Annotated in this window: 9 protein-coding genes, 1 tRNA gene and 1 pseudogene; 1 reads left to right on the forward strand and 10 read right to left on the reverse strand. The window is 67.5% G+C overall.

Features of this window, described 5'->3' with window-relative positions:
• Window positions 1–427: 427 nt before the first annotated feature.
• Window positions 428–1,056 (reverse strand): annotated as a pseudogene (locus tag AB0G11_RS42395) (transposase); the annotation flags it as partial.
• Between the two features lie 123 nt (window positions 1,057–1,179).
• Here AB0G11_RS42395 and AB0G11_RS42400 point away from each other — a divergent pair.
• Complete coding sequence (locus AB0G11_RS42400; protein ID WP_357592609.1) at window positions 1,180–1,428, forward strand: tyrosine-type recombinase/integrase; 249 nt, start codon at window positions 1,180–1,182, stop codon at window positions 1,426–1,428.
• 1,519 nt (window positions 1,429–2,947) lie between these two features.
• Here AB0G11_RS42400 and AB0G11_RS42405 read toward each other — a convergent pair.
• The 9 genes from AB0G11_RS42405 to dnaA all read right to left on the reverse strand — a co-directional run bounded on the left by AB0G11_RS42405 (window position 2,948) and on the right by dnaA (window position 14,737).
• Window positions 2,948–3,021, reverse strand: a tRNA-Ile gene (locus AB0G11_RS42405).
• 124 nt (window positions 3,022–3,145) lie between these two features.
• Window positions 3,146–3,928, reverse strand: coding sequence for a DUF3566 domain-containing protein (locus tag AB0G11_RS42410; RefSeq protein ID WP_357592550.1), 783 nt, complete (start codon window positions 3,926–3,928; stop codon window positions 3,146–3,148).
• Between the two features lie 3 nt (window positions 3,929–3,931).
• The gene (gene gyrA, locus AB0G11_RS42415; RefSeq protein WP_219504347.1) at window positions 3,932–6,445 is read right to left on the reverse strand and encodes a DNA gyrase subunit A; all 2,514 of its coding nucleotides are present in this window, start codon (window positions 6,443–6,445) and stop codon (window positions 3,932–3,934) included.
• A 21-nt stretch (window positions 6,446–6,466) separates the two neighbouring features.
• Window positions 6,467–8,410, reverse strand: coding sequence for a DNA topoisomerase (ATP-hydrolyzing) subunit B (gene gyrB, locus AB0G11_RS42420; RefSeq protein ID WP_219504349.1), 1,944 nt, complete (start codon window positions 8,408–8,410; stop codon window positions 6,467–6,469).
• 299 nt (window positions 8,411–8,709) lie between these two features.
• On the reverse strand, window positions 8,710–9,210 hold the full coding sequence (locus AB0G11_RS42425; RefSeq protein ID WP_308125721.1) for a DciA family protein: 501 nt from the start codon (window positions 9,208–9,210) through the stop codon (window positions 8,710–8,712).
• Window positions 9,200–10,432 (reverse strand): DNA replication/repair protein RecF, encoded by a 1,233-nt coding sequence (gene recF, locus AB0G11_RS42430; RefSeq protein WP_219504351.1) that lies wholly within the window; start codon window positions 10,430–10,432, stop codon window positions 9,200–9,202. Before recF ends, AB0G11_RS42425 begins: the two co-directional genes overlap by 11 nt.
• Before the next feature lie 78 nt (window positions 10,433–10,510).
• On the reverse strand, window positions 10,511–11,452 hold the full coding sequence (gene gnd / locus AB0G11_RS42435; protein ID WP_219504353.1) for a phosphogluconate dehydrogenase (NAD(+)-dependent, decarboxylating): 942 nt from the start codon (window positions 11,450–11,452) through the stop codon (window positions 10,511–10,513).
• A gap of 49 nt (window positions 11,453–11,501) precedes the next feature.
• Complete coding sequence (gene dnaN, locus AB0G11_RS42440) at window positions 11,502–12,641, reverse strand: DNA polymerase III subunit beta (RefSeq protein ID WP_219504355.1); 1,140 nt, start codon at window positions 12,639–12,641, stop codon at window positions 11,502–11,504.
• Window positions 12,642–13,165: 524 nt separating this feature from the next.
• Window positions 13,166–14,737 (reverse strand): chromosomal replication initiator protein DnaA, encoded by a 1,572-nt coding sequence (dnaA, locus tag AB0G11_RS42445; RefSeq protein WP_219504358.1) that lies wholly within the window; start codon window positions 14,735–14,737, stop codon window positions 13,166–13,168.
• Window positions 14,738–14,922 lie beyond the last annotated feature (185 nt).

Genomic DNA, 14,922 nt, shown 5'->3' on the forward strand with positions numbered 1-14,922 from the left:
TTTTTGTGGTGGTGTTTTTCTGTTGTTTGCTTCTCTTTTACTCGGGGGCGTGTGACCCCGGCGGCGGGGGGGGGGGGGCCCGGGCGCCGGGGCGCCCCCCCCCGACCCACAAAACAGGCTCTGATCAGCCTGTATACCCGCAGGTCGCGGGTAGCGGCGTTCGCCGCCATGTTGCCGAAACGTCGCCTACGGCCAGGTACAACGCTTGCCACGCCGCGACCGCGACTCTCATGTGACAGGTCGTGACACCCCGCTGTAACAGCTTCTGGGGGCGCTGACCTGCGGAAGTGACGCTGTGACCGCTGTGACACATCCAAGGGGAAACGCAGCGACCCACACAATGGCGCGCGCGCCTGCCCTCTTCACTCAGGTCACGTCCACGGACGTGGTGTATGAATCGCTCCTCGCGTGATCCTGTTTCTGCAGGTTAAGCGGTAAGTGTCTGCGGGACAGTGTTGTGGGCGGGTGTGTCGCCGCCGATCACCCGGACGCGGGCCTTGGCCAGGACGTCCGGGCCCATGTAGCGGCGTGCTTCGACCCACTCGTCGGTCTGCTCGGCCAGCACGGCGCCGACCAGTCGGATGATCGAGGGGCGGTCGGGGAAGATGCCCACCACGTCGGTGCGGCGGCGGATCTCCTTGTTCAGCCGTTCCTGCGGGTTGTTGGACCAGATCTGCGGCCAGATCTCGCGGGGGAAGGCGGCGAAGGCGATCAGGTCTTCGCGGGTGGTGTCCAGATGTTCGGCGGCGGCCGGGTGCTTGGCCTCGAGCGTTTGCACGACCCAGGCATGCTGGGCGCGCACCGAGGCGCTGTCGGGCTGGTCGAAGATGGTGCGCACCAGGGTGGCCACGAACGGCTGCGCGGACTTGCTGACGCAGGTTAGCAGGTTGCGAGCTGCTCGATCAGCTTGTCCACCCGGCGGGTCGAGACTCCGAGCAGGTAGCTGGTGGCCACGACGCTGATCAGCGCCTGCTCGGCCCGGCGGCGGCGTTCCAGCAGCCAGTCGGGGAAGTACGAGCCCGAGCGCAGCTTCGGGATGGCCAGCTCGATGCTGCCTGCACGGACATCTGCCTTGCGGCGCTGAAGCTGCGCAAAGACCAATAGGAACGCGACAAGGCCAAAGCGTCGGAAAGGTGGACGGACACCGGCCTTGTCTTCACCAGGAAGAACGGTACGCCCATCGAACCGCGCAACTTCAACCGCGGGTTTGACCGTCGCCTCACCAAGGCCGCCGTTCGACGCATCACGGTTCACGGCACCCGAGGGACCTGCGCAACCCCGCTGGCCGCGCTCGACGTACACCCACGCGTCGCGATGCGTATTCTCCGACACAGCCAGATCAAGGTCACGATGGAGATCTACACCGAGGCCACGGACGAGGCCACCCGTGACGCACTCAGGAAGCTCGGTGACACTCTCGGCAAGTGATGGACCGCCCCACTGGTGGCTCTATCACCCGTCGGGCCAGGCCACCAGTTGGGGGATGTGTCACAACGGTCACACTGCCACTTTGGCAGGTCAGCACCTAACTGGACGGGACAGCGTGTGTCACAACTTGTCACAAGGCGAGGCGCCCGGAGTTTCAGTCCATGACCTTGTGAAGCCATGCAGCGAAGGTCAGCGCGATGCCGAGACCAGCAGCAGTCCCAGCACCTCCCGTGAATGCGTACCCGGTTGGCAGCCCAACGGCGAGGCCAACAGCAGTAGCAAACCCAAGGATGATGACCCACCGCTGGGGCAGACGCGGCGGCTCCCTGTCGCTTTCTACGTTAACCTGCGAAGATCTCTGGAATAGGCTCATGATGAAGCGTCCCTTCACACAGTTCCATGGAGTAGCGGACGTGAGGACGGCTCCCTGTTGCAGCAGGGGGCCGTCCGCTTTGCGGGCGTCAGGCCGTGCCAGCTCTCGCGTGACGTATTGCGGAGTTCTATATCTCGAAGTCTCGGCACCAGGCGGGGTCTCCTTTCGACGGGCTAGGGCCTGTGTGCCGCGCGGCCGAGCTTCGCACCGGGAGGACTATGACATCACAGCATGAATCATGTCGTATGAACGCCGAGAACCCTCTATGCATCTTGAGTTTCTTGGCGGACATCCGCCTTCTAGCTCGTTAGCACGGATCGTGCTTCGTTTGCGCAGGTCACAAACTTAGAAGCCACATGGTCCGAGTTGTGTGGTATAAGCGTGACTCGCAGATAGGTTCGCCATTCTTCATCCACAAGGCGGGCTGCGCTGTCCACACACAGACCACAACCGTCCGGCTTTTGTGGACAACTCATCCACAGGTGGTCCCCAGGTTGTCCCCAACTCTGCCTCTCCTTGGGGATGCCTTGTGTAGCGATCTCCACGAGTAGAGAGGCCGGCGATCCAGGGCCACCAAATCGGAGTCTGGCTACCCACTGGCGGGACTGTGGTATGGCTCTCTCCGCCATCACTAGGGCGTGGAGGCGCCCAGGAGGTGGCCGACAAGATCCTCTTCGCCCGGACGGCCCAAGCTCACGACACAACCGTTCGCCCGCCTGTGGCGCTTTCGGGACCTCGAATCTGGTCGGATGTCGCCACTAGGCCTAGACCCCTGATCCTCTAGGTCTAGAGGCTCTCCTAGAGCCTCATTCCACGATCTACCAGCGGCCTAGCATCTAGAGGCCCTGTCTCGCTTCGGGCCTGCACGAGGGTTCTCCAAGCATCAGCAGGCTTCCGTCTTCCTCGCGTACGGACCCCCGCCTCGCATCGGACGCGCGCCCGTGCCCCCTCCCTGTTCAAGCCGTCCTTCGATATCCACCGCGTCGGCGCAGGTCTGGCAAATACCAGGCTTGAACAGGGAGGGGGCACAACGGGTCACGGAAGGTGCCGATTGCAGCATCGCCGGTGTCGTCAACTGCTGTACTTTGCTGCTGTACGGGCACGAAAAGAGGCCAGTCCCAAAAGGGATCTGGCCTCTGAGCTGGGTGGGGCTACCAGGACTTGAACCTGGGACCTCTTCCTTATCAGGGAAGCGCTCTAACCGTCTGAGCTATAGCCCCGCGCACTCGAACCGTACCGCATCCTCGTGAGAGAGGCGAACCGGTTTGTTCGAACGGGAAAAGCTTACCGCCTCCCGGAAGCTGCTCGCGCCGCACCCGCGGTGCGAGCAGCGACCGGAGAGGACTACTCGGCCTCGCTGAAGGTGACCTCGACGCCGCCCACGAGGTCGGAGGCGACGTTGTAGATGACCGCGCCCAGCGTTGCCAGGGCGGTGATCAGAACGACGTTCACGGCGCCGATGAGGGCCGTGTAGCCGAGGATGCGCACCGGCTCGAACCAGGACGCGATGTCGATCGGGATCGCGCTCTGTCCCTGCTCCCCCTGGCCGAGCTGGTTGACCAGGTCGACGAGCGAGTCGAAGACGCCCAGGGCCGACAGCACCCCGTAGAGCACGGCCACCGCGACGAACAGCACCACGAAGCAGACCAGGGAGACCACGAAGCTGAACTTCATGGCTGACCACGGCTCGATCCGGCGCAGCACCAGGTGGGCCTTGCGCGGCATCCGGGCCGAGGAGCCCGACGACTTCTTCTTCTTGCCGGGCAGCTCGACCGACGGCGGCGCCTCGGTGGTCAGCGCCGACGGGCGTACCCGAAGCGTGTCGTTGGCGCCGTCACCGGTCTGCGGCGGGCCGGTCGGCGGCCGACCGGCGGGCGGCGGGCCGTCGGGACGGCCCGGCGGGCCACCCGGCGGCCCGGACGGCCCCGATGGTCCCGAAGGCCCGGGCGGTCCGGACGGTTGCTGCTGCTGCGGACCCGGCTTGGGGCCGGGCTGGGTCGCTGGTCTGGTGGAGCCTTCCTCCTCGTCAACCTGCTGGAAGATCTCGGGCTCCGAGGACTTCTTGGGCTGTTGCCGGCCGTTCTCCCCGGACGCTTTGGTCCTGGCGGGGCCACCTTGGGCGCTCATGACTTACTCTCCTCCCCCGTCAGCCTCGGTATCCGCCGAAGTGTCCATGGAATTGACCACGGACTCGGCGTTACGGGCGAGGGCCACCACGCTGTCGCCTTCGGCGAGGTTCATCAATCGCACTCCCATGGTCTGACGGCCGGACTGCTTGATCTCTCCGGCGCTCGTCCGGATCACCCCGCCGGCGGATGTGATCGCGAAGACCTCATCCTCGGGGTTCACCATGACGGCTCCGACCAGCTTGCCACGGGCACTTACGATCTTCGCAGTCAGCACGCCCTTGCCGCCACGTCCTTGCACCGGATAATGGTCGATCGGTGTCCGCTTTGCGTACCCAGCCTTGGTGGCGATAAGCACATCTTGACCGTCGCCGATCCGATTCATGGCGAGAAGTTCGTCGCCTTCCAGGAACCGCATCCCGATGACGCCGCTGGTCGCGCGGCCCATGGGGCGCAGTGCCTCGTCCGAGGCGGTGAAGCGGACCGACTGGGCGCCCTTGGAGACGAGCAGCAGGTCGTCCTCCTCGGAGACGAGCCGGGCCCCGATCACCTCGTCGTCCTCGCGCAGGTTGATCGCGATGAGGCCGCCGGTCCTGGGGGAGTCGTACTCGGACAGGCGGGTCTTCTTGACCAGGCCGCTGCGCGTGGCGAGCACCAGGTAGGGGGCCACGTCGTAGTCACGCAGGTAGAGGACCTCCATGACCGTCTCGTCGGGCTGCATGGCCAGCAGGTTGGCCAGGTGCATGCCGCGCGCGTCACGCCCGGCGTCGGGCAGCTCGTACGCCTTGACCCGGTAGACGCGGCCCTTGTTGGTGAAGAACAGGAGCCAGTGGTGGGTCGTGGTGACGAAGAAGTGGTCGACGATGTCGTCCTGGCGCAGCTGCGCGCCGCGCACACCCTTGCCGCCGCGCTTCTGCGCCCGGTAGAGGTCGGTCTTGGTGCGCTTGGCGTAGCCGCCGCGGGTGATGGTGACGACGATCTCTTCCTCGGCGATGAGGTCCTCGATCGACATGTCGCCGTCGTGCGCGATGATCTCGGTACGCCGGTCGTCGCCGTACTTGGCGGCGATCTCGCCCAGCTCCTCGTTGACGATCTCCCGCTGGCGGGCCTCGCTGGCGAGGATCGCGTTGTACTCGGCGATCTGCGCCATGAGGTGCTCGTACTCGTCCTGGATCGCCTGGCGCTCCAGGGCGGCGAGCTTGCGCAGCTGCATGTCGAGGATGGCCTGCGCCTGGATCTCGTCGATCTCCAGCAGGCCCATCAGGCCCTGCTGCGCGTGCGAGGCGGACTCGGAGGCCCGGATCAGCGCGATGACCTCGTCGAGCCGGTCGAGGGCCTTGAGCAGCGCGCGCAGGATGTGGGCGCGCTCCTCGGCCTTGCGCAGCAGGTAGCGCGTCCGGCGGACGATGACCTCGATCTGGTGGGCCACGTAGTGCCGGATGAACTGGTCGAGCCGGAGCGTACGCGGCACGCCGTCGACCAGCGCCAGCATGTTGGCCCCGAAGGTGTCCTGCAGCTGGGTGTGCTTGTAGAGGTTGTTGAGCACGACCTTGGCCACGGCGTCGCGCTTGAGCACGATCACCAGGCGCTGGCCGACCCGGGAGGAGCTCTCGTCACGCACGTCGGCGATGCCGGTGAGCTTGCCCTCGCGGACCAGCTCGGCGATCTTGAGAGCCAGGTTGTCCGGGTTGACCTGGTAGGGCAGTTCGGTGACGACCAGCGCCTGGCGGCCCTTGCCGTCCTCCTCGACCTCGACCACGGCCCGCATGGTGATCGAGCCCCGGCCGGTGCGGTAGGCGTCCTCGATGCCCCGGCGGCCGACGATCAGCGCCCTGGTGGGGAAGTCCGGGCCCTTGACGAGCCGGATCGACGCCTCCAGCAGCTCCTCGTCGCTCGCCTCCGGGTTCTCCAGGCACCACTTGACGGCGGCGGCGACCTCGCGCAGGTTGTGCGGCGGGATGTTGGTGGCCATGCCGACCGCGATGCCGCCCGACCCGTTGACGAGCAGCTGCGGGAAGCGGGCCGGCAGCACGTCCGGCTCCTGCGACTTGCCGTCGTAGTTGGGCCGGAAGTCGACGGTGTCCTTGTCGATGTCGCGCAGCATCTCCATGGCGATGGGCGCGAGCTTGCACTCGGTGTAGCGCATCGCCGCCGCCGGGTCGTTGCCCGGCGAGCCGAAGTTGCCCTGCCCGTCGACCAGCGGGTAGCGCAGCGACCAGTGCTGCGCCAGGCGCACCAGCGCGTCGTAGATCGAGGTGTCGCCGTGCGGGTGGTAGGTGCCCATGACGTCGCCGACGACGCGGGCGCACTTGAAGTAGCCCCGGTCCGGCCGGTAGCCGCCGTCGTACATCGCGTACAGGACGCGGCGGTGCACCGGCTTGAGCCCGTCGCGCACGTCCGGCAGCGCCCTGGACACGATGACGGACATCGCGTAGTCCATGTAGCTGCGCTGCATCTCGGACTGGATGTCCACGGGCTCGATGCGGTCAGCCGGGGGAGTGGTGTTCACTTCCGTCACTGGTGAAGGTCCTTAGTGTGGCTAGACGTCGAGGAAGCGGACGTCGCGGGCGTTGCGGATGATGAAGTCGCGCCGGGCCTCCACGTCTTCGCCCATGAGCACGCTGAACAGGTCGTCGGCCTGCGCCGCGTCGTCGAGCGTGACCAGGCGCAGCAGCCGCGTCGCCGGGTTCATGGTGGTCTCCCAGAGCTGGCCGGCGTTCATCTCGCCCAGACCCTTGAAGCGCTGGACGTTGTCGCGCGGCCGCGGGTCGGGCTTGCCGGCGGCGATGCCCGCCTGGATGACGGCGTCGCGCTCGGCGTCGGAGTAGGCGTAGGAGGCGTCCTCGCCCTTGCGGTCCCACTTGATCTTGTAGAGCGGCGGGCAGGACAGGTAGACGTGCCCGGCCTCGATCAGCGGCCGCATGAACCGGAACAGCAGCGTCAGCAGCAGCGTGTTGATGTGCTGGCCGTCGACGTCGGCGTCGGCCATGAGGATGACCTTGTGGTAGCGCAGCTTGGCGATGTCGAACTCGTCGTGCACGCCGGTGCCGAGCGCCGTGATCAGCGCCTGGACCTCGTTGTTCTTCAGGACCTTGTCGATCCGCGCCTTCTCGACGTTGAGGATCTTGCCGCGGATGGGCAGGATCGCCTGGAAGCGCGAGTCGCGGCCGCCCTTGGCCGAGCCGCCCGCCGAGTCACCCTCGACGATGAACAGCTCGCACTTCTCCGGGTCGTTCCACTGGCAGTCGGCCAGCTTGCCGGGCAGGCCGCTGCCCGACTCCAGCAGCGACTTGCGCCGCGTCAGGTCACGGGCCTGACGCGCCGCCATGCGGGCGCGGGAGGCCTGCAGCGACTTGTTGATGATGTCCTTGGCCTCGCCGGGGTTGCGCTCGAACCAGTCGCGCAGGTGGTCGTTGCACGCCTTCTGCACGAACGACTTGGCCTCGGTGTTGCCCAGCTTGGTCTTCGTCTGGCCCTCGAACTGCGGGTCGGACAGCTTGACCGAGATGATCGCGGTCAGGCCCTCGCGGACGTCCTCGCCGCTGAGGTTGTCGTCCTTGCCCTCCTTGAGGAACTTCTGCTCGCGCGCGTAGCGGTTGACGATGGACGTCAGCGCGGCGCGGAAACCTTCCTCGTGGGTGCCGCCCTCGACCGTGTTGATCGTGTTGGCGAAGGTGTAGACGGACTCGGAGTAGGAGTTGTTCCACTGCAGCGCGATCTCCACCGCGATGCCGTCGCCCTCCTCCTCGAAGGCGACGATCGACGCGTGCGCCGGCTCCTTCTTGGCGTTGAGGTGCTGGACGAAGTCGGCCAGGCCGCCCTCGTAGTGGTATTCGTCGCGGTGGACCTCGCCGTTGATGTGGTCGGGCCGCTCGTCCGTGATCGTGATGGTCAGGCCCTTGTTGAGGAAGGCCATCTCCTGGAAGCGGCGCGAGAGCGTCTCGTAGTTCCACGTCGTGGTCTCGAAGACCTCGGGGTCGGGCCAGAACGTGATGGTGGTGCCGGTCTCGTCGGTCTCCTCACCCCGCTCCAGCGGCGCCCTCGGCTTGGAGTGGTCGAGGAACAGCCGCCAGTAGTAGCCGTTCTGCTTGACCTCGACCTCCATGGCCGTCGACAGCGCGTTGACGACGGCCGAGCCGACGCCGTGCAGGCCGCCGGAGACGGCGTAGGCCTGGCTGTCGAACTTGCCGCCCGCGTGCAGCGTGGTGAGCACGACCTCGACGGCCGAGCGCTTCTCGACGGGGTGGATGCCGGTCGGGATGCCCCGGCCGTTGTCGACCACCCGGACGCCGTTGTCTGCCAGGAGCGTGACGTCGATGCGGTCGGCGTAGCCGGCGAGGGCCTCGTCCACGGCGTTGTCGACGATCTCCTGGACGAGGTGGTGCAGGCCGCGTTCACCGGTCGACCCGATATACATACCCGGGCGCTTGCGGACGGCCTCAAGCCCCTCGAGTACGGTGATTGAGCTAGCGTCGTAGGACAACTGCGAAATCCTCCTGCCGCGGACACGCGGCGGGGGAGGCGTTTGCTCAAAGCTGCCCCTGCCGTGCCCGTCACCGTCGTGAGTGCCCCGTGCGCGGTCACCCAGGGGAGTCGGCATGCTGCCGGGGTGACACGCAACCGGACGTGTCCGGAATCCGCTTTCATTCTACCGGTTCCGAGGGCCGAAGGTGGCAACGAACGCGCCTGTGATGCTCTCTAGCTCGTTTTGCCCCCGCTCAAGCATCCCCCCTCCGGGTTGGGGGGTCAACGCCTCTGCGGCTCTCTGATCGCCTGCCGCGCCTAACCGTAGGTGTCGCCGGGGCCCTTGCTTCCGGTCACCCGCAATCCCCCCGCCGGTCGCGGCGCGTTCTGCGGGCCCCTGACCTTGACCTTCGTCACCGTGCCGTCGCCGAGCTCCTCGTTGAGCCTGCGCACGAGGGTGCGCGCGAGCAGCCTGACCTGCGTCGCCCACGCCGTGGAATCGGCCACCACGAGCACCTCGCCGTCGTCGAACGACTCGGGCTTGGTGTGCGCGGCCAGGTCGGGGCCGACGATGTCGATCCACCGCCCGAACACCGCGCCGACCGCCGCCGACCGCTCCCAGCCCCGGTCGGACAGCAGGTCGCGGATCGCCCGCCCGAACAGCTGCGGGTCGCCGCCCTCGCGGCGCGGGCCGGCCGCCTTGCGCCTCGGCTCGCGCCGAGGGAGCTGGCCTCGCCTGGCGGCGTCGGCCTTGGCCTGGGCCAGCTTCTCCCGCGCCATCGCGGCGCCCCTGGCCGTCGGATTGTCTTCATCGGACACGTCGTACGCTCCCCTCGGCGACGTCGAAACGGGCACCGGCCAGCTCGGCCGGCACGTCGTCGTCCACAGCCGCGGTGATGAGCACCTGCTCGGCCGGGGCGACGATCTCGGCAAGGCGGCGGCGGCGCTGCGAGTCGAGCTCGGCGAAGACGTCGTCGAGGATCAGCACCGGATCGCCGCCGTCGGCGCGCAGCAGGTCGTAGGCGGCCAGCCGCAGCGCCAGCGCGAACGACCAGGACTCGCCGTGGCTGGCGTAGCCGCGCGCGGGCAGCTCGCCGAGTCCGAGGATCAGGTCGTCGCGGTGCGGGCCGATGAGTGTGACGCCGCGTTCGAGCTCGGCCTGGCGGACCTCCAGCAGCCGCTCGCGAAGCCGCTCTTCAAGGGTTATCCCCAGGTCTGTGGATAACGTCTGCGCATCGGAAGATCCGCGCTCACCGGGGACTTCGTCCTCACCGCCGTCCCCACCTGTGGACAACGTGCTGCGATAGGCGAGGGTCGCGGGGGCGCTCGTCGGGGCCAGCGCCGCGTAGGCTCCGGCGACCAGCGGGCGCAGCGCGTCGATCAGATCGAGCCGGGCGCGCAGCAGCTCGGCGCCGTGCCGGGCGAGGTGCGCGTCCCACACCTCCAGCGTGCTCAGGACGTCGCCTGCGCCCGCCGCGGCGAACCCCGTGTCACTCTCGGCCCGCCGGCCGCTCCTGGCCCCTCTGCGGGCCTGTGAGGCCGTGCGGAGCAACGCGCCGCGCTGCTTGAGCACCCGGTCGTAGTCGGCCCGCACGGCGGCGAACCGAGGCGCCCGCGACACCAGCAGGTCGTCGAGGAAGCGGCGCCGCTCCGACGGGTCGCCCTTGACCAGCGCCAAGTCCTCGGGCGCGAACAGCACCGTGCGCAGCAGCCCGATGACGTCGCGCGGCCTGGACACGGGGGAGCGGTTGAGCCTGGCGCGGTTGGCCCGGCCCGGGTTGATCTCCAGCTCGACCAGCGCCCGCCGGTCGTCCCTGTGGACGGCGCAGCGCACGATCGCCCGGCTCGCCCCCTGACGCACCAGCGGGCCGTCACTGGCGACCCGGTGGCTGGAGTGCGTCGCGACATAGCCGAGGGCCTCGACCAGGTTGGTCTTGCCCTGGCCGTTGGGCCCCACGAGGGCCGTGACGCCCGGCTCCAGGCCGAGCTCCACGGACGCGTAGGACCGGAAGTCGGTCAGCGAGAGGTGGGCGACGTGCACCCCATGAAGGTTAGTGCGCCCCACAGGCCACTGGGGTCACCGGCGCACACCCTGTGGAAAACTCCGGGAACCTTCGGGTCACTCCGCTTCGCGCGGCGGCGTGACGTCGGCGCCGGGCGAGTCGGCGCCCTTCTCGGTCGAGCCCTCGACCGCCGTGGTCGCGTGGCCGCCGAACTGGTTGCGCAGCGCCGCCACGACCTTCATCGCCGGCGAGTCGTCCTGGCGGGAGGCGAACCTGGCGTAGAGCGCGGCGGTGATCACGGGCAGCGGGACCGCGTGGTCCACGGCAGCCTGGACCGTCCAGCGGCCCTCGCCGGAGTCCTGGGCGTAGCCGCGCAGCTGCTCCAGCTTCTCGTCGTCGTCCAGCGCCCGCACCAGCAGGTCGAGCAGCCACGAGCGGATCACCGTGCCGGTGCGCCAGCTGCTGAAGGAGCCACGGACGTCCTTGACGACGTCGGAGGCCTCCAGAAGCTCCCAGCCCTCGGCGAACGCCTGCATCATGCCGTACTCGATGCCGTTGTGAACCATCTTCGCGAAGTGCCCAGCGCCGACGTCGCCGGCGTGGACGAAGCCGTCCTCGCCCTCGGGCTTGAGCGTCTCGAAGATCGGCATCAGCCGCTCGACGTGGGCCTTGTCGCCGCCGCACATCAGCGCGTAGCCGTTCTCCAGGCCCCACACGCCGCCGCTCACGCCGCAGTCGACGAAGCCGATGCCGCGGGTGGCCAGCTCGGCGGCGTGCTTCTGGTCGTCGACGTAGTGGGAGTTGCCGCCGTCGATGACGATGTCGCCCTCGGACAGCAGATCGCCGAGCTCGTCCACGGTCTGCTGGGTGGGCTTGCCGGCCGGCACCATGACCCAGACGACCCGGGGGGCGCTGAGCCGCTCGGTCAGCTCCTTGAGGCTGCCGACGTCGCTGATCGCGGGATCGCGGTCGTAGCCGACGACGTCGTGGCCGCCGCGGCGCAGCCGCTCGGCCATGTTGCCGCCCATCTTGCCCAGTCCAACCAAGCCGATCTGCATGGTGCCCTACTACCCCCTTGTGAGGCTTCCATCATCCCCGACGCGGATTTCAGCCTGACAGGCGGATGGGCATGATCAGGTAACGGTAGTCGGGGGCCCCGTCACCTTCCACAGGCTTGCCCCCGGTGAGGATAGCGGGCTTGGTGGACGTGGTCATCTGGAGCCTGGCGATGTCGGAGTCGATCGCGCCGAGACCCTCCAGCAGGAACTGGTGGTTGAAGGCGATGTTCATCTCGTCGCCGTCGTAGTCGACCGGCAGCGCCTCGACGGCCTGGGCCTCGTCGCCGCTGCCCGCCTCCAGGACGACCTCGCCGCTCCTGAACGCCAGCCGCACCGGGGTGTTGCGCTCGGCGACCAGGGCCACGCGCTTGACCGCCTCGACGAACGGGCCTGTGGACAGGTCGGCGCGGGCGGAGAACTCGGTCGGCAGCAGCGAGCGGTACTTGGGGAACTCGGGGTCGAGCAGGCGCGTGGTGGTGCGGCGGCCGGCGCTGGAGAAGCCGATCATGCCTTCGCCGGTGCCTCCGGCGGAGCTGAGCGCGACCTCGACCTCGGCGCCGGTGCCGCCGAGCGCCTTGGCGGTGTCGGCGAGCGTCTTGCCGGGGATCATCGCGATGGCCGAGAAGTCGGGCTGGCCCGGCTGCCACTTGAGCTCGCGCACGGCCAGCCGGTAGCGGTCGGTGGCGGCCAGGGTGACCGTGTCGCCCTCGATCTCCATCCGCACGCCGGTGAGCATGGGCAGCGTGTCGTCACGACCGGCGGCGACGGCGACCTGGCTGACGGCGGAGGCGAACACGTCGCTGCCGACACGGCCGGCCGCGGGCGGCATGGCCGGGAGCGACGGGTAGTCCTCCACAGGCATGGTGAGCAGGGTGAAGCGGGCGCTGCCGCACGTGACGACCGCCTTGGCTCCGTCGACGACGAAATCCACAGGCTGTGCGGGAAGCGCGCGGGTGATCTCGGCGAGCAGCTTGCCGGAGACCAGGACCACGCCGGGCTCACCGGTGTGCAGCTCCAGCGTGACCTCGGCGGAGACCTCGTAGTCGAAGCCGGACAGCTTGAGCTTCTGCTCCTCGGTGACCTCGAGGCGCATGCCGGCGAGGACGGGGACCGACGGCCGTGCGGGAAGGCTGCGTGCCGTCCATGCCACCGCCTCAGCGAGGACGTCTCGCTCGATTCGGAACATCACGGTGATCAGCCTCCTGGGTCGTCGATGAATCTTGAGTGTCTCGTCTCCCGCACCTGAGATCCGGGAGAACCCCTCTATGGGTCTTGAGTTTCTTCTTAAGAGATAAGTGAAGTCATCACACTAGGGGCGGTGGATAGTGTGGATAACCCGCGTCTTCCCTGCTCAGCGCCCCTGTTTTCATCCACCGGGGCTGTGGGTGACGCCTGGGGGTAACTTTCGCGGCTGTGGACGGGGATTCTTCGCCCACAGGCCATCCCCAGATCTTGGTGCCTTCGTCCACCGGTTATCCACGAGGTTTCCACAGGTTATCCACGGGGTAGAGACCCCTCTTTTGGAGCCCCAGATCGACTGTGCACAGGGCGTCCACAGGTCATCCACATGTTGTCCCCAAGTTGTCCTCAGGATGTCCCCAGGGTTATCCCCAGCCGTTGTGCGGAATTTTTCTGGGCAATATGGGGCGTACGACGGGCCTCTTCCGACGTTTTCCCAGATCCACAGTGTTTTCCACAGGCTGTGCATAACGACTAGGCCCCGGGCGATGTCTGCTTGATACGCATTGTTAGCTCGTTGACCTGGTTGTACATCGACCTTCGCTCCGCGATGAGCGAGCGGATCTTGCGCTCGGCGTGCATCACGGTGGTGTGGTCACGGCCGCCGAACTGCTGGCCGATCTTGGGCAGCGACAGCTCCGTCAGCTCCCGGATCAGGTACATGGCGATCTGCCGGGCGTTCACCAGCGCCCTGCTGCGCGAGCTGCCGCACAGGTCGTCGATGCTGATGCCGAAGTACTCGGCGGTCTTCGCCATGATCGTGGCGACCGTGATCTCCGGCCCGGAGTCGGAGGTGATCAGGTCCTTCAGCACGACCTCGGCGAGCTGGAGGTCGACGCCCTGCCTGTTGAGGCTGGCGAACGCGGTCACCCTGATCAGCGCGCCCTCCAGCTCCCGGATGTTGGTGGAGATCCGGCTGGCGATGTACTCGAGCACCTCGGGCGGCGCGGCCAGGCCCTCCTGTATGGCCTTCTTCCTCAGGATGGCGATCCGCGTCTCCAGCTCGGGCGGCTGGACGTCGGTGATCAGGCCCCACTCGAACCGGTTGCGCAGCCGGTCCTCCAGCGTGATGAGCTGCTTGGGCGCCCGGTCGCTGGAGATGACGATCTGCTTGTTGGCGTTGTGCAGCGTGTTGAAGGTGTGGAAGAACTCCTCCTGCGTCTGCTCCTTGCCCTCCAGGAACTGGATGTCGTCCACCAGCAGGATGTCGATCGCCCGGTAGCGTCCGCGGAAGCCGTCGGCCTTGTGGTCGCGGATGCTGTTGATGAAGTCGTTGGTGAACTCCTCGGAGCTCACGTATCTCACCCGCGCGCCGTCGTACAGGCTCTGCGCGTAATGCCCGATCGCGTGCAGCAGGTGGGTCTTCCCCAGCCCCGAGTCGCCGTAAATGAAGAGGGGGTTGTACGCCTTCGCGGGGGATTCGGCGACGGCCACGGCCGCGGCGTGGGCGAAACGGTTGCTGGCTCCGATGACGAATGTCTCGAATGTGTACTTTTGGTTGAGTCTGGCCGGTTCGCTGGGCTTGTTGCTCTTGGCCTCCCACCTGTTCTGGGTGGGCTCCGGCGCCTTTTGCACAGCGGGCTGTGCCTGTTCAAAAGTGAAGGCAGGCTGTGGATATTCGGTGGACGACTGCGCCGGCTCGGGCTGTGGAGAATAGAACTGCGGAGGCTCGGAAGCCTGGTAGTGCTGGGACGACGGCCCCTGGGGATAGCGCGGCTGGGGATCCGGGCTCTGGGGATAATTCTGAACCACAGGCTGTGGATGAAGGTCCTGCATCGGCTGCTCGGGAGCCGTTGTGTCGATCATCACGGCCAGCCGCATCGCCCGGCCGAGCTCCTGGGAGAGCGCGTGCGCCACGAGCGGCCGCAGCTTGCCCTCGATGAGGTCCTTCAGGAAGTCGTTGGGGACGCCCAGCACGATCGTGTCGTCCGCCAGGGCGATCGGGCGGACCATGGAGAGCCACGTGCGCTGCTGGACCGGCACGTTCTCATTGAGAAAGTTGCCCAGCGCCCTCTTCCATACCGTGTCGAGGTCGACACCGTTCATGGTGCGGCTCCCCCTCCTCCCTGTCGCGGCCCCCCGCGATCGTTCATCCACCCGCGTGGTCGTCCACACGCGTGTTTATCCACATCGGGGACTCGCCGCGGCGGCGGCCGGCCCCTGTCGTCCACAGCGCCGCGCCCGGGCTGGATGCCCAGGATCTCCACAGGTGATCCACAGGTTGTGCACAG

The sequence above is a fragment of the Nonomuraea sp. NPDC023979 genome (genome assembly GCF_040639085.1).
Taxonomy (GTDB): domain Bacteria; phylum Actinomycetota; class Actinomycetes; order Streptosporangiales; family Streptosporangiaceae; genus Nonomuraea; species Nonomuraea ceibae.

Bases quoted from the DNA above. Each gene is read 5' to 3' on its own strand.
- AB0G11_RS42410 (WP_357592550.1), bottom strand. From the start codon at position 3,928: ATGAGCGCCCAAGGTGGCCCCGCCAGGACCAAAGCGTCCGGGGAGAAC.
- gnd (WP_219504353.1), bottom strand. From the start codon at position 11,452: ATGCAGATCGGCTTGGTTGGACTGGGCAAGATGGGCGGCAACATGGCC.
- dnaA (WP_219504358.1), bottom strand. From the start codon at position 14,737: ATGAACGGTGTCGACCTCGACACGGTATGGAAGAGGGCGCTGGGCAAC.